Below are 15,811 nucleotides of genomic sequence, written 5' to 3'. Positions count from 1 at the left end.
CCTTTCCCTATCAATTTATTCCGGCAGAAATGAATTATGATAGGGAATAAACAAGTTTTTATTTTTTACTGATCTTTACTAAAAACAACCGAAAATCGTTATTGAAAACGCTTGCAAAAATGTGACGGAGCTGATAGACGAACTCCAAATTCCGCTTGATGAATATCCTAGGAGATGCGCAGAACAAATCAAAAATTGGGAAACGATGAAAGACGGCATCACCAACAATCAAAACCTGACGCATGAACGCTCGAAAGAATATGGTTCGAGAATGATAGAAGATGGAGACGGGGCATCCGTTTATGTTCGGCGGCAATGTGCTGAATACGGGGCTGATAGAATCTGCAGGCGAAAGCGATCGCAGAAGTGCCGTGCGCCGCCGTCAAAAATCAAATGATGCCGTGCTATTCAGGCGAACTTCCGGAACAGCTCGCGGCGCTCAACAGAACGAACATCAACACACAGCTTTTAACCATTGAAGCGGCCGTCACTTTAAAAAAGGAAGCTGTCTATCAGGCGGCGATGCTTGATCCGCATACGAACGCCGAGCTTTCCATAAATGACATCATATCTTTGTGCGATGACTTATTTGAAGCGCACAAAGACTGGCTTCCGGCTTATCACTAATCATTCGCGATCCGGCCCTTGAGGGGGGCCGGACGCTTTATATGTTCAGCACCAGTTTGACCGTCTGTAAGGTGTGTCCTTTAAAGTCTTCTTCAAATTCACATACCCATTGAAATCCTTTAGCCTGATAAAAGGACAAGGCGGGGCGGTTCTCTTTTTCTGCATGGACATAAAGCTCTTTTATCCCGCCGGACTGTCTGATGCACTCTTTAAGAAGTGCCGTGCCTATCCCGCTTCCCTGGCAATCCGGATCAATATAAATGGCGGCGAGCTCCGCTTTCCCGTCTTTTTGAACCGGGGTGGCATTTGCAAAACCGAGATGTCTTCCCTCTTTTTCTTCTGCCACAAGGAACAGTGAATGACGAAGCCGGCGTTCCATCATCTCATCATGATAGGCAGATTCGAGAAACTGATCCTGAATGTGTCTGGGGATAATCCCTTCATACGTATGATGCCAGCTTCGTTCCGCGATTTGCCGGACCTGTTTGATATCACTTGCTTTCATAGCGCGTATGACCGGTTTCACCTGATCGCCTCCCGTTTTTTCTATAAAAAAAGAAGAAAAGACGTACATCCCTTTTCTTCTTTCACTTCACAACGTTATTTCTTCGGTTTTGTTTCGCCTTCCCATTCCAGCATTCCGCCTTCAACATTAACCGTACGGAAGCCCTGCTCATGTAAATACATACAAACGTTCATGCTTCTTTTTCCGGAACGGCAGATAAATACATATTCCTTGTCCTTGTCTAACGCATCCATCTTTTCTGGGATGTCCTCCATGCGGATATGAACAGCTTGCGGAATCATTCCTTCGGCTACTTCTTCATCTTCTCTGACATCAATCAGATACAGCTCTTCTCCAGCTTTTAATTTTTCTTCAAGTGCGGCTGTGCTGATTTCATTTATTTTCAATATGTGACACTCCCATTCATCTTTATGATGTTAAGTATACCAAAGCCCGCAGTGCAATTTCTATGATAGAGGCCTGATAAAAAAGCCCCTCTCAGTAGGAGAGGGGCTTCGTCCGGTCAGTTTGCCACGATATTGACAAGCTTGCCCGGTACGGCAATGATTTTTCGGATCGTTTTTCCTTCAAGCTGCTCTTTTACTTTTTCGTCAGCTTGTGCGAGCTGTTCTAATGCTGCTTTATCAGCATCAGCCGGAACCATTAATTTCGCTTTTACTTTTCCGTTCAGCTGGACGACGATTTCCACTTCATCATCCACCAGTTTTGATTCGTCATAAGCAGGCCAGGCTTCGTATGCAATCGAACCTTCGTGGCCGAGTTTTTCCCACAGTTCTTCCGCCAAATGCGGTGCAACAGGAGAAAGCAGCTTCACAAAGCCTTCGACATATTCTCTCGGAAGTTCATTCGCTTTGTAGGCTTCATTAATGAAGACCATCAGCTGAGAGATGCCCGTATTAAAGCGAAGCGCTTCGAAGTTTTCTGTCACTTTCATAACCGTTTCATGATAGACGCGCTCAAGAGTTTCGCCCGCGCCTTCTGTCACTTTGCCCGTCAGCTCGCCGTTTTCCTCGATAAACAAACGCCATACACGGTCAAGGAAGCGGCGCGCTCCGTCAAGACCTGATTCAGACCAGGCGATAGAGGCGTCAAGCGGCCCCATAAACATTTCGTACAGGCGGAGCGTATCTGCTCCGTGAGACGCCACAATTTCATCCGGATTAACGACGTTTCCGCGGGATTTACTCATTTTTTCATTATTTTCCCCGAGAATCATTCCTTGGTTATACAGCTTTTGGAACGGTTCTTTCGTCGGTACGACACCGATATCATAGAGGAATTTATGCCAGAAACGCGCGTACAGAAGGTGAAGCACGGCATGCTCCGCTCCTCCGATGTAAATATCGACAGGCAGCCATTTATCCAGTTTCTCAGGTGAAGCGAGCTGATCCGGATTTTTCGGGTCGATAAAGCGAAGGAAATACCAGCAGCTTCCCGCCCATTGCGGCATCGTGTTCGTTTCTCTTCTGCCCTTTCTGCCCGTTTCAGGATCAGTGACCTCTACCCACTCTTTAATGTTGGCAAGCGGTGATTCACCTGTTCCGCTCGGTTTGATCTCATCGGTTTTCGGCAGAATCAGCGGCAGCTCTTCTGCCGGAACGGCTGTTGAAGTGCCGTCTTCCCAATGAATGACCGGAATCGGCTCGCCCCAATAGCGCTGGCGGCTGAACAGCCAATCACGCAGACGGTATGTCACTTTTTTCTCACCGTTTTTCGTTTCTTCAAGCCAGGCAATCATTTTTTCAATCGCTTCCGCTTGATTCAGTCCGTTCAGAAAGCCGGAATTGATATGTTCTCCGTCTCCCGTGTACGCTTCCTCTTCCGTGTTTCCGCCTTTTACGACTTCTTTGACAGGCAGGCTGAACACTTTGGCGAATTCAAAATCGCGTTCATCATGCGCCGGCACGGCCATTACAGCACCCGTTCCGTAAGAAGCGAGGACATAATCAGCTATCCAGATCGGCAGCTTTTCCCCGTTTGCCGGGTTTACCGCATATGCGCCCGTGAAGACGCCTGTTTTTGTTTTCGCAAGATCCGTCCGTTCCAGGTCACTTTTCGCCTGAACTTCTTTAATATAAGCGTCTACCGCTTCTTTTTGTTCAGCCGTCGTGATGGCCTCCACAAGCTCATGCTCTGGAGCCAGCACGGCATAAGCCGCGCCGAACAGCGTGTCCGGTCTTGTCGTAAACACCGTGAATGTGTCGTCAGTGCCGTCGATCGCGAAATGGACGTTTGCGCCTTCTGAGCGTCCGATCCAGTTGCGCTGCATGTCTTTAATGCTTTCAGGCCAGTCAAGCTCTTCTAAATCTTCAAGAAGCCTGTCCGCATAAGCGGTGATTTTCAGCATCCATTGTCTCATCGGGCGGCGTTCAACCGGATGGCCGCCCCGCTCGCTTTTGCCGTCAATGACTTCTTCGTTCGCAAGCACCGTTCCGAGTGCCGGGCACCAGTTGACCGGCACTTCGTCTACATAAGCGAGACCTTTTTCATACAGCTTGGTGAAGATCCACTGCGTCCACTTGTAGTAGTCGGGATCAGTCGTATTGATTTCACGATCCCAATCATATGAAAAACCGAGCGATTGGATCTGGCGGCGGAAATTATCGATATTGTGTTTCGTAAACTCAGCCGGATCATTCCCCGTGTCAAGCGCGTATTGCTCGGCGGGAAGCCCGAACGCGTCCCATCCCATCGGATGAAGCACATTATACCCTTGCATGCGTCTCATGCGTGAAAGAATGTCGGTTGCCGTATAGCCTTCCGGATGCCCGACATGAAGGCCGGCTCCTGAAGGATACGGGAACATGTCAAGCGCGTAAAACTTCGGCTTGTCACTCTCTTCGCTGACGGCGAACGTTTTATGCTCCAACCAGTAATTCTGCCATTTCTTTTCTATTTTTTCGTGCTGAAAACTCAACGCAAAAACCTCCTTCTGATTGAATACGGCGTATGTAGTCCAAGTATTGACGGGATAAGGAAGATGATATTCAGATTATTCTAAAACTAAAAAAAACTCCCTCATCCCAAAAAGGGACGAGAGATTTTTGTTTCCCGCGGTACCACCCTCGTTAGCGCGGTTTTAAGCCGCACTCACTTGATACTTTTAACGCAGTTATGCGTCAGCGGTTTTGCCGCTGCAACTCTGAGGCGAGTTCGGAAACAGACTTGATTGACTTGCACCGGCCGTCAACTCTCTGACTGCAAAATCTGCTTCTTACTGCTCCTCTTCACTGTTCTTATCGCTACCGTAATCTTACCTGTATTTTATAGAATTCTGTTCATAAGTGCAAGCAGGTTTGTATACAATGGGAATGTACCCAGAACGGGTCATGAGCGGGGATATTATTTTGATGGAGGATTTTTTTGCTGGTGTGGTTTTGCTTCGGCCGAATCACTGTTTTGTTCTCTGACAAAATCAAAGCTCCTGAGAACAGCTTCTCCGCCGTAGCCTGCGATTATGGATAAGATGACGAGTTGAATTCCTGAATCGGGGTCAGCGGATAAGACAAGTAAGATGGAAGCAGCCATTCCGATAAAACCATCTTCCAAAAAACCGAGATAGATAAACCGCTTTGTCATTCTGGGTTTCTCCAGCCTGCCTCTCTTTTTCACATGACCGAGAACCCCCATGATTCCTCCAATTACACAAGCAATAATTACCTGATGCAGCATCTTCATCACCTTCCTAAAGCCCTTATTTAGTAAAGCGACTTCAGGCCATCCAGCCCCCTTACGAATACGATGATTTTCGATATCTACATACCGGCGAATGAGCAGGAAAGTAAAAAGCTTGTTTCTTCCATTATATGTGAACACATGATCGGTAAGCTTGATGCATTAGATTCATTTTTCACCCAGTGACAATGACCTAGTCACTTACTTAGCGATGATGTGCCTCCCCTTATATATTCAGTGTATATGAGGACAAGCCCGAATGACAAATTGCAAACTGCGGCTGCTTGAAACAGAACATGTGTTATGCTACGGTTACTGTAGATTCATTTAAAAAGGGGAGAAACAATGGCTGAAAAAGTGCACAGCTTTACGGCCAAAAGGGGGTTTTATATGGCTGACTCAAATGTATTCGGAAAACTGGAGCAGCTGGAGCTTATCAAAAAGGCGCTTGATCACGCACGCATCGGCGTGGTGATTACAGACCCCTCTCTTGAGGACAATCCCATCATTTATACGAATCAGGGATTTATGGATATGACAGGCTATTCTTCCGAAGAGATATTAGGTAAGAACTGCAGATTTCTGCAAGGAAAAGAAACCGACCGAAAACAAGTCGCGAAAATAAGAAAAGGCCTAAAACATAAAGAAAAGATCACGGTGCGGCTGAAAAATGTCAAAAAAGACGGCACCCCGTTTTGGAATGAACTCAATATTGATCCTCTTTATGTTGAAGACAAGCTCTATTTTGTCGGTTTTCAAAAAGACATCACAGAGCAGAAAAAGTACGAAAAGCTTCTTGAGGATTCCCTCGGAGAAATTGCGACGCTGTCAACGCCGATCGTTCCGATTCGAAACGGGATCTCCGCCATGCCGTTAGTGGGGAATTTAACAGAAGAACGATTTGATTCCATCGTGACAACTTTGACAGACATATTAACCGCATCTAAAGATGATTACTTAATTATAGACTTATCAGGTTTAGCTGAGGTAAACGAACAGACCGCAGACCGGATTTTCAAATTGCATCATCTGCTTAATTTAATCGGCACAGAATTGATCATCACCGGGATCAAGCCTTCCCTCGCCATGAGAATGAATCAGCTTGATGCAAGCTTTACTTCATTAAAGACATATTTAAATGTTAAGGACGCCGTCAACGTGCTTCCGGTCTTATAAACAAAAAATCCCGCCGAAACAGCGGGATTTTTTATGTCGTCATCGCACTTGAACGTTTTGTTTATTAACGGTTTTCAGACGTTTGTCATACAGCACCGTCGCTAGGATGCTGACGACAAGAAGCGCCATCAGGATCAAGAGCAGCACGCTCATGCCGTATTGATCAACCAGCACGCCGCCAAGGAGCGGCCCGATCATTCTGCCGCCCGTCGCCGCACTGTTGACGAACCCTTGGTAAAACCCTTCTTTCCCCTTAGGCGCAAGCTGATCGGCAATAGTAGGCACGGCAGGCCAGACAAGCATTTCTCCGATCGTTAAAATCACCATCGCGGTAAGGTACATCGGAAAGTGCTTGGCGCCAAGGAGCACGCCGAACGAGACGATAAAAATACAAAAGCCGATGACCATCTGCGTTTTTAACGCACCGGACCATTTTTTCAGAACAGCACCTATAAGCGGCTGTCCGGCGACAATCAGGATTCCGTTTACGGTCCAGAGCACACTGTATAATGAAAGCGGCATACCGATGCTTTGAGTATGTGACGCAACGGTTGTGGACCACTGCGAATAGGCAATCCACCCGAGAACATACCCGCCGCTCAGTATAAGAAGCGCCGTGAATTTCGTTCTGCTGCTGACAGGCTCATAGTCCAGTACAGAGACCTGGCCCGCATTTCCGGTTTTAATATTTCGAAACCCGAAAAATACGATAAGGAAAAACAGCACATACAGCAAAGCATTGGCTAAAAACACGTACGTAAACGAGTACGCCGCAACCATTCCGCCGAGTGCCGAACCGACCGCGACACCTGCGTTCTGAGCTACATAAATTGCATTAAAAGCTTTCCGTCCGCCCTCTTTCCAGACTGCTCCCGCCATGGCGTAGCTGGCCGGAAACACGATGCCGGAACCGAACCCGACAATGACGAGCAGCCAAATATAAACGGGCCACTGGTGAAACAGAACGAGTCCGAGAAGACTTGCCAAGGTGATGATAATGCCCAGCATAATGGATTTGAATCCGCCGATTTTATCAAACAAAAATCCGCCGCATAAATTCCCCGCCACACTGGCTCCGGAATTCAGCATCAGCACAATCCCCGCGACAGTCAGCGATTTTCCTAAATGATTATGAATATAGATCGTATTCAGCGGCCACAAAAAAGATGCGCCCGTCACATTGATAAACATTCCGATAATTAATATCTTCAAAGCGCGCGGCATACCGATCCCCCTTTCTCTATAAAAAACCCCATGAAAAAACGGAAACCGCAAGCTGCAGCTCCGTATCGATCACGTTATCATAGCAGATTCATTTTATCGCCGCGGACGCCTTTTTACAACATCAGAATCTGAAAAAAATAATGCCGGAATGTTGAAAAAATTACAAATGATCGGCTTCACAAACATAAGCGGGCTTTATGCTCTTTTCCTCAGAAGCCAAAACGGAATATACAGAATGAAAAAGCTCAGCACAATCGCCGCTTCCATTGAAAGAAGATACCACGGCCAAGGGCCGAGAACATTCAGAAGCGAAGCGGTCTTCGGTTTTTTCATTAAATAGAGGTAGTTTGCATTCTGCACACGGTCAATCAAAAAGACACACGCCCCGTACAGATTTACGATCAGCAATGACACCCAGAGCGCGCGCACCGACGGTCTGTACTTTTGGGCACCGGCCATAAACAGACAGGCTAGAAACACACAGCCGTGCGAGATGAAAAATACGATGTACCGAAAATGAGGGAAAGAATACGCCTCTAAATCAGGTGTGGCCATCGCTTGTATGGCGCTGCCCAAACCGGCAAAATAGAGAAAGGCGAACAGCTTTTTGCTTTTTGTCATGACCATCAGCATTGCCAAATAGACGGAAAGGTCGCTCAGCTGCAGCGGCAGAGATGTTTTCAGCGACCAGACATGTTGGCTAAGCAGCCATATATGATAGCTGATCTGCGACACGGCTAGAAGAATGAACAGCACATATCGGAAAACGCGATTCGGCCGGCCGTGATGGAGCTTTTTCCGGAATACGATCACGCCCGCCCCCAGCAATCCGATGATCAGCAGCGTGAAAATGTGTTCCCTGGAAAAAAGATGAAAAGCCCCTGTTTCAGATTTCAATTGAAAATACTTCTGCATAAGGCTCCCCCGCGTGAAAAAATGACGTATGTCTATTCTTTTAAAAATCGCTTTTTTCTATTCATGCAGAAAAAAGCCCCGCTGTGCGGGGCTCCTCAACTTGTTTACAATGCGGACCGAATGACCTTTTTATAATAAAGCACCGACAGCATGCCGAAAATGGAGTACAGCAGCGTGTACAGCGCCATGACGATAATCATCGGCGTCCATACTTCCGTTCCGAACAAAAACCATCCTGACTGAACAGCAAAATAGCTGTGGAACAGCCCGAGAACGAGCGGAATGCCGAAATGATACGCCTGCTTCCGGCGGATGCCTTTCAGCAGATCTCCCGTTGTGAAGCCGAGCTTCCGCAATATCGTGTAATCAGCTTTCTCATCCTCACACTCGCCCATTTGTTTAAAATAAAGGATACAGCCCGAGGTGATCAGAAAAGTTAAGCCTAAAAACCCGACAATAAACATGATCAGCCCCATATTTTTCTTTTGGGTGTCAGCCGTTTCAAACTGTGAAAGGGCGCCGTCTGAATAATGCCGCGTCTGAAACAGGTCATCAGCTTTTTGGACGTCCTCTTCATGTTTGAGTGTAATGCCGAAAAACCGATTTGATTTTCCCTGAATGGACGGGTCGATATCTTTCTCGATCCTGTCAAATACGTGCTGTGTGACGATCACGGTCGGCAGCCCCCCGCTTGTAAATGGATATGACAGGAGGAAGTCGTTCTTCAAGCCCTTATACGCCAGCGGTATTTTATCCGTTTTGCCGTTTATATCAATGGCACCTGACGTTTTCAAATCGAGAAATTTTCTCATCATATCATTATATCCGGTCAACACGGCTTCTTCGTCGGAGAGTGACACGCCTTCTGCGTCTTTCTCGCTTATAATCGGCAGCGCCAAGCTGGACGGGTCTTGTTGAAAGTTTTTCATATCGCCGTTTATGATGTTCTTCATATTGACACCGGCTTGAATGGTCTTTATTGTTTTCACTTTATGTTCAATTCCGTTTTTCTTCAATAAAGCGGTAAATGAGTCAGTCTCCTTTTGGTTATCAAACGCAAAGTCCGCGGCTGTATTTTGCTCAGCAGATTTTTCCGCGGAATAGTACGAGATATAGCTTAAAGACAGCAAACCGATGGACAGCGCCGACAGCGTCGTAATAATTGTCAGCAGGACGGCGTTAGACTTCATCCGGAACATAATGGATGACAAAGACAGCACTTCACTTACATTCAGATACCCGCCTTTTGATTTCCGGATGAGGTTTGCCAGAAAGCTGACTGAACCTTTAAAAAACAGATACGTTCCGATAATGACCGATCCGAGAATAAACACCATTGCCGAAAACAGTTCATTCATGGTTGTAAAACTGCCTCCGAATAAATCTGCGGACACGGCATAGCCGGCGATAATGGCCGCGATACCGATGACGCCGATTGTCATCTGCACCCAAGAGAGCCGCCTTATGCCGCTTTCTGACGATGACGCGGTTTTAAATAAAGACAAAATGCTTTGCCGTTTAATAAATAAGTAATTCATCATCATAATCAGCACATAAATGGCCCCGAACACAATTAACGTCTGAACGAGCGCCTTGCTTGAAAAAAACAGTGAGACAGAGGCTTTCACACCGACTGTATGAAACAGCATCATCATACATAATTTCGAGAGAGAAAAGCCGGCAAAAATACCGATCCAAATCGATCCGAAATACAAAATGAAGTTTTCTGTGCTGAGTATGCGGAAAATGTGCATTTTCGTCATGCCGATTAATCGGAATAAGCCGATTTCCCGGCCGCGGCGTTTGATAAAAATGGTGTTGGCGTATAAAAGAAATACCGACACGATCGCCACAAGCAGTATGGAGGCGGCCCGGATTGCCGCCGCTCCTTTTATGGAGCTTTTCATTTCATCAAGCGCCGGATCGTATTGCATCGTGACAAACGCGAAATAAAGGGCGGCGCTGAACACCAGCGCAAACACGTAAAGGTAATAGTTTTTCATATTCTTTTTCAGGTTCTGGAAGATCAAATGATGAATGCTCATGCCTGAACTCCGCCCAATACACCTTGCGTTTTCATAATATCCTGAAAAAAGTCCGGTCTGTCCTGGCCGCCTTTATTCAGCTGTGTATACACGCGGCCGTCTTTAATGAAAACCACACGTCCGGAATAGCTGGCGGCAACCGGATCATGCGTCACCATCACAATGGTGGCGCGGCGCTTCTGATTCAAACGGCTGAGTTTATTCAGCAAATCCGAAGCGGCTTTGGAATCAAGCGCTCCCGTCGGCTCATCAGCAAAAATAATCCCCGGCTCGTGAATAACAGCTCTCGCGGCAGACGTCCGCTGTTTTTGTCCGCCGGAAATTTCACTCGGATACTTATCTCTCAACTCATAGATGCCAAGCTCCTCTGCCGTCTCGGCAAAACGCCGGTCCGCCTCTTTTTTAGGCATTTTCGTAATGGATAACGGCAGGAGTATGTTTTCTTTCACGGTCAGCGTATCCAATAAATTATAATCCTGAAAGATAAAGCCGAGGTGCCGTTTTCTGAATTCGGCAAGCTGTTTTTCTTTCATGGATGTGATCTCCGTCTCATTCAGTCTGATCGTGCCCGCGCTCACTTTATCAATGGAAGAAAGCACATTCAAAAGAGTGGTTTTCCCTGATCCTGACGGGCCCATAATGCTGACGAATTCCCCTTTTTGGATCTGAAGATCAATTCCTTTCAGCACCTCCTGCTTATTCAGCTTATTTCCGTAGTTTTTTCGAATATTGCCTGCTTCTAAGATCATTACGTTACGATTCTCCTTTTACATTGGTTATCTTCATTTTAAAAACAAAAGCCGTTTTTTTCGTTTGATTAAGCGAACAAAAGAGAAAAGCATGTGACACTTTTGTCACACGCTGAACATGCTGACGGCGTCGTTTTGTTTCGGAAATACCAAGGTAAAAACCGTGCCTCGTTTCGGCTCTGATCGTACGCTGATCTGGATGTGAAGCGGAGCCGCAGCTTTTTGAGCCAAATACAGGCCCATTCCCGTTGACGCGTGATCACGGCTCATCCGCGTGGAGGTAAACCCCTTTTCAAAAATGCGCGGAAGATCTTTAGGCTTGATGCCGATGCCGCGGTCTTTGATATCCACATGCACCCGGCCGTTTAGTTCATAGCTTTTTACGGTTATATCATCCGCTTCACTGTATTTGACGGCATTGCTTAACAGCTGTCTGATGATGAAAGAAAGCCATTTTCCGTCACTGAGAACGTCCGGTGCCTCAAGCTGTATGTCAAACCCGATTCCTTTTTGTATACACCATGATTGCAGATTTTTAATTTCTTTGAAAACGAGCGGGCGGAGCTGAATGCGCTGGAACGATAAATCATTTTCGATAAAAGACAATCGTTTCTGATGAAGCTGCTGGTCGAGGAGATGGTGAATCCGCAGCCATTCATAATGCAAAGGGGCTTTCAGCGGCTGTTCATCAAGGCGCTCGATCATGAGATGCATCGCTGTCAGCGGTGTTTTGACTTCGTGAATCCACGACATCAGCTCATCCTTCTCATGCTCTGACGCCGCCTGCATATGAAGTGAGCTATTTCTTAATCGCTCTGTTTGTTCTTCAATACTTTCTTCAATAATCGACTCAAACGGACTGTCGGGCGTTTTAAGACCGGAAATATCTAAATCAGCGTCCCAATCTTTTAAGCTTTTATAAAAAGCGGTCTCTTTCTGATAGCGGAACAAGAGAAAAACGAGAAAGGCGAGAAGTGACAAATAAATAAAATACAGCGCCGATAAAAACGGAATGGACGGATCAATATATGCCGCAAAAAGGATCACGGCCTGCTGAAAAAGAAACATCGCGATCCAGCTTTTTCTTTCGAGCAGAAATGATTTAATCATAAAGACCGTCTTCCTCCTTCGCGATATACCCCTGTCCCACCTTGGTTTCAATCATTTTCCCGATACCTAGATGATCGAGCTTTTTCCGCAGCCGGTTGACATTCACCGTCAGCGTATTATCACTGACGAAACGCTCATCATTCCATAGGCTTCTGATGAGTTCTTCGCGGCTGACGATTTTATTTTTCTGCTCGGCCAGCAGCTTTAAAATCAGCATTTCGTTTTTGGTCAGTTCGACCGAACCGTTTTTATGGCTGACTGTGCCGGTTTCTGTGTCAATGACCGCCCCGCACCATCTTTTCATCAGCGCCGGTTCTGTGCCGTATTGGTGCACGCGGCGGAATACCGCCTGGATTTTCGCGATTAACACATCAAAATGAAAAGGCTTCTGTATAAAATCATCCGCCCCAAGCTGCATCGACATGACCATATCCGCGGGATGATCGCGCGAGGACAAAAACAGAATCGGTACGTTTGATTGAGAGCGTATCATTCTGCACCAGTGAAAGCCGTCAAATTTCGGCAGCTGCACATCAATGATTACCAAATCAGGCTTGATTTCTGCAAACTCCTGAATGACCCGGCTGAAATCCTTTATTCCGTGCACCGCAAATGACCAGCCTGTTAATCTTTCTTTCATCTCGTGAAACAAAGTGTTATCATCTTCTATTAACAAAATGTGAAACATGGTATCCGCCCTTTTCTGATAGATAGAGGAAAAACCGGCTGATGTCCAGCCGGCTTTTTTCCTTTACAGTTCTCTTCTTAATGCAGTCAGAACGTTGGTTTTTGTCGCTTTGCGGGCCGGATTCATACCGGAAATCACCGCGACCCCCGCACAAATGACCACTGCGATCACAACGAGGCTGAGCGGGATATAAGAGAAGGTATAATGAAGATCTTCAGCTCCGGTATTTCCCCCTACCGCCTTCAAGATAACCGGCACAGCCAGATTGACGGCAAAACTCACTCCGTAGGAAATGATAATACCAATGACAGAACCTAATATTCCGATATAGGCGCTTTCCATCAAAAACATTCTGCGGATGATGGACGGGCTTGCGCCGATCGCTTTCATAATCCCGATTTCCTGCGTTCTTTCCGTAACCGCCATCGTCATCGTATTGAAAATACCGATGGCAGAAATGACGACGGCGATAAAGCCGACAAAGATCAGACCGATTTTAAAGACGAGGAAAAACGTGTTGACGCCTTGCAGCTCGGTTGTGACGGACATGACTTGATAACCGTCATCACTCAAATCATTTGTTAACTGTTCAACATTGTCAAATTTGTCAGCGTAGACTTTTATGCTTTTTTCAGCATTTCCGCCTTTAAAATCTAAGAATTTCGAAAAATCCTTTTTGAATTGATCACTGATAAAAATATTTGTGTCCTCCATCCAATCTTGGGACGGTTTTTTTGTAATCCCGACAATTTTAAAGTCGTATGTTTTGGTTCCTTCCGTTTTTCCGCTATCATTGTTCGTTTTAGAAATGCTCAGCTGTATGGTTTTATTCAGCAGATCCTTCGTATAGCCTTTTGGCTTTTTCACATCCGAGACATCGTCTTGATGATCCTTTAAGTCCTTGTTGTAAGCCTCAGCTTCTTTTTTCGTCCATAGGTTTTTCGCGAAATCATAACCGACCACAATTTCATTTTCTGATTTAGCTACTCTTCCCTGATCAAGCTCCATATTGGCTTTTACTTCATCTTTCATGTTCGTTAACACGACCGTTGAACCTTCGTTTGTCCTGTTATCCAAAGACGCTTTATTCGGTTCATATACTTCGGTTCTTTCAACGACAGACTTGACATTCTTATATTTTTCCAAGTCTGATTTCTTCACGGCTTTTCCGTTCTCCTGGCCGAGCACTCTTATTTCCGTTACGATCTGTTGACTCATGGTTATGTCTGTTATCGTTTTTTGTATGCCGAATCCGACGGAGGCCAGCACAACCAAAAATGCACATGCCATCGTTGTTGCAAGCACAGTCATGAAAACACGCAGGCGGTTTTTCTTCATATTTCTTCTAATAAAGTGAACCTGATCCTTAAATCTCAACAGTAACGCCCCCTTTTAATACGCCGTCATGCAGCTGGAATTTTGAGTGTGCAATCGAAGCGACTTCATCGTCATGCGTGATGATGACAAAAGTAATCCCGCGCTCCCGGTTCAACTGCTGAATTAATGCCAGCACCTCAAGCTCCGTTTCCGAATCAAGGCTTCCCGTCGGCTCATCTGCTAAAATGATCGACGGATTTAAAATCAGCGCTCTTGCGATACTGACACGCTGCTGCTGGCCGCCCGACAGCTCATTCGGATAATGATTCGCATGATTCTCAAGTCCGACCCGTTTCAGCATGTCTGCGACTTTCTGCTTCCGTTCAGATGGTTTAACTCCTTTTAAGGCAAGCGGCATTTCAACATTTTCATAGGTTGTCAGACTCGGAATGAGCTGGAAGCTTTGAAAAATAAAGCCGAAATGCCCGAGGCGGAACTGAGCCCACTCCTTTTCACTGAAGCCCGTCACATCAGTGCCGTTAATGACGATACGCCCCTTCGTCGGCGCTATGTAGCCGGAAATTAAATTCAGAAGCGTCGATTTTCCGGAACCGCTTCGCCCGACGATACAGGCGATTTCCCCTTTTTCAACCGTCAAAGAGACGTCCTTCAGCACCGGAACCTGACTCTCTCTGCCTTTCCTGCCGATTTTAAATGAATGATCGATATGCTGTACCTCTATCACGTACACCACTCCCCTTTATATTTGTTTCGTTTTTTTATAGATGAAGTAATAACTGATGAAAAACCCGATCACCGCGCCGATCAGCATGCCGAATATGTAACCGGTATATGAACCGTTACCGTTATAAGCATATCCGCATACACCCGCACTTCCCAGCATACTAAGCGCCATGACCAGCCCTTGGATCATGCGTTCTGTATGTTTGTTTAAGATAAAATGTCCGCTTCGCTCACTCGGCATTTTCAGGAAATTCACATAGCCGAAAAGATAGAAACAAAATCCCATTAAGGCAGGTATAAGCAAGGCATGTTTCGTGTAATACATCCATGGTGTATGGATGTAAGCGGCAGGCATGAAATAGATCAGAAATCCACTCCAAGGAAAATGAATATTCTGCACAGACTGGCTGCCAAAAAGGAACTCAGCATTTAACAGGTAAATGATCAAGACAACGATCGGAAAAACGGAAACCATGAACGCTGTGATCAGCTGTGCTGCTAAATTGCCTGTTATCGTGCCGGCGGCTGTCACTAATGCATAAATCATCAAGCTGATGACCAGCATCCCGGCGCTGAATGAGTGAAAATGATCTACAGCGTCAGGTTTAAGCGCAAGAAACAATATGTCAGATAATCCGTAAGAAACAAGCTGCGAGACGGCTAACACGGCTGCTCCCAACAAAAACTTAGTATGGAATATCCGGCTTCTCGAATACGGCAGACTCAATGTGAACATGTTTTCAGCCCGTCCCGCTCTTGTCAGAAAAAGCCCCATCATAACCGGAGGAATGAAGTGCAGCCCAATCAAATTCTGATTGCTGTAATTCATGCTGAATGTACAAACTGAACCTGAATATTGATGAAGCGCACCCAAACAATCTTTATAGTGAAAATACTCATTTATAATTGCCAAAGGGCCTAATATAGATAAGAACCCCGCTGTAAGCAGCAGCAGCGTCTGCCGCTGCTTCCATTCTTTATAAAGCAAACCGTTAATCGGCACCTTGCCTTCCCC

Annotated in this window: 13 protein-coding genes, 2 pseudogenes and 1 other annotated feature; of the genes and pseudogenes, 2 read left to right on the top strand and 13 right to left on the bottom strand. The window is 46.1% G+C overall.

Features of this window, described 5'->3' with window-relative positions; all coding sequences use genetic code 11:
- Positions 1 to 115 precede the first annotated feature (115 nt).
- Positions 116 to 627: pseudogene (locus AUL54_RS16095) on the top strand (alpha-glucosidase/alpha-galactosidase); the annotation flags it as partial.
- Positions 628 to 664: 37 nt separating this feature from the next.
- Here AUL54_RS16095 and AUL54_RS16090 read toward each other — a convergent pair.
- From AUL54_RS16090 to AUL54_RS16075, 4 genes are all read right to left on the bottom strand, one after another.
- A complete protein-coding gene (locus tag AUL54_RS16090; protein ID WP_082761647.1) occupies positions 665 to 1,201 on the bottom strand; it encodes a GNAT family N-acetyltransferase in 537 nt (178 codons plus the stop codon).
- 26 nt (positions 1,202 to 1,227) lie between these two features.
- Positions 1,228 to 1,539: a rhodanese-like domain-containing protein gene (locus tag AUL54_RS16085; RefSeq protein ID WP_060964510.1), complete on the bottom strand. Its 312-nt coding sequence runs from the start codon at positions 1,537 to 1,539 to the stop codon at positions 1,228 to 1,230.
- A 116-nt stretch (positions 1,540 to 1,655) separates the two neighbouring features.
- Positions 1,656 to 4,070 (bottom strand): leucine--tRNA ligase, encoded by a 2,415-nt coding sequence (gene leuS / locus AUL54_RS16080; RefSeq protein WP_060964509.1) that lies wholly within the window; start codon positions 4,068 to 4,070, stop codon positions 1,656 to 1,658.
- A gap of 109 nt (positions 4,071 to 4,179) precedes the next feature.
- Positions 4,180 to 4,393, bottom strand: a binding site (T-box leader).
- Positions 4,394 to 4,495: 102 nt separating this feature from the next.
- A complete protein-coding gene (locus AUL54_RS16075) occupies positions 4,496 to 4,831 on the bottom strand; it encodes a DUF4257 domain-containing protein (RefSeq protein ID WP_015418038.1) in 336 nt (111 codons plus the stop codon).
- 387 nt (positions 4,832 to 5,218) lie between these two features.
- Here AUL54_RS16075 and AUL54_RS16070 point away from each other — a divergent pair, with 387 nt between their 5' ends.
- A complete protein-coding gene (locus tag AUL54_RS16070) occupies positions 5,219 to 6,004 on the top strand; it encodes a YtvA family blue-light photoreceptor (RefSeq protein ID WP_060965119.1) in 786 nt (261 codons plus the stop codon).
- A gap of 39 nt (positions 6,005 to 6,043) precedes the next feature.
- On the opposite strand, the gene AUL54_RS16065 is transcribed toward AUL54_RS16070, so the two are convergent.
- From AUL54_RS16065 to AUL54_RS16025, 9 genes and pseudogenes are all read right to left on the bottom strand, one after another.
- A complete protein-coding gene (locus AUL54_RS16065; protein ID WP_060964508.1) occupies positions 6,044 to 7,228 on the bottom strand; it encodes an MDR family MFS transporter in 1,185 nt (394 codons plus the stop codon).
- Positions 7,229 to 7,423: 195 nt separating this feature from the next.
- A complete protein-coding gene (locus AUL54_RS16060) occupies positions 7,424 to 8,143 on the bottom strand; it encodes a YwaF family protein (RefSeq protein ID WP_060964507.1) in 720 nt (239 codons plus the stop codon).
- 104 nt (positions 8,144 to 8,247) lie between these two features.
- A complete protein-coding gene (locus AUL54_RS16055) occupies positions 8,248 to 10,188 on the bottom strand; it encodes an ABC transporter permease (RefSeq protein ID WP_060964506.1) in 1,941 nt (646 codons plus the stop codon).
- Positions 10,181 to 10,937 (bottom strand): annotated as a pseudogene (locus AUL54_RS16050) (ABC transporter ATP-binding protein); the annotation flags it as partial. The gene AUL54_RS16055 and the pseudogene AUL54_RS16050, both read right to left, overlap by 8 nt.
- A 105-nt stretch (positions 10,938 to 11,042) precedes the next feature.
- Positions 11,043 to 12,047, bottom strand: a complete 1,005-nt coding sequence (locus AUL54_RS16045; protein ID WP_060964504.1) for a sensor histidine kinase — start codon at positions 12,045 to 12,047, stop codon at positions 11,043 to 11,045.
- Positions 12,040 to 12,735 (bottom strand): response regulator transcription factor, encoded by a 696-nt coding sequence (locus AUL54_RS16040; protein ID WP_060964503.1) that lies wholly within the window; start codon positions 12,733 to 12,735, stop codon positions 12,040 to 12,042. The genes AUL54_RS16045 and AUL54_RS16040 overlap by 8 nt, the downstream gene beginning before the upstream one ends.
- A 63-nt stretch (positions 12,736 to 12,798) precedes the next feature.
- Positions 12,799 to 14,112, bottom strand: a complete 1,314-nt coding sequence (locus tag AUL54_RS16035; RefSeq protein WP_060964502.1) for an ABC transporter permease — start codon at positions 14,110 to 14,112, stop codon at positions 12,799 to 12,801.
- On the bottom strand, positions 14,102 to 14,797 hold the full coding sequence (locus tag AUL54_RS16030) for an ABC transporter ATP-binding protein (protein ID WP_060964501.1): 696 nt from the start codon (positions 14,795 to 14,797) through the stop codon (positions 14,102 to 14,104). Before AUL54_RS16030 ends, AUL54_RS16035 begins: the two co-directional genes overlap by 11 nt.
- A 15-nt stretch (positions 14,798 to 14,812) precedes the next feature.
- The gene (locus AUL54_RS16025; RefSeq protein ID WP_060964500.1) at positions 14,813 to 15,799 is read right to left on the bottom strand and encodes an ABC transporter permease; all 987 of its coding nucleotides are present in this window, start codon (positions 15,797 to 15,799) and stop codon (positions 14,813 to 14,815) included.
- Between the last annotated feature and the right edge of the window lie 12 nt (positions 15,800 to 15,811).

Source organism: Bacillus sp. SDLI1 (genome assembly GCF_001553895.1).
In the GTDB taxonomy this organism is placed as follows: Bacteria; Bacillota; Bacilli; order Bacillales; family Bacillaceae; genus Bacillus; species Bacillus siamensis.
This window is presented reverse-complemented; position numbering and strand designations above follow the sequence as displayed.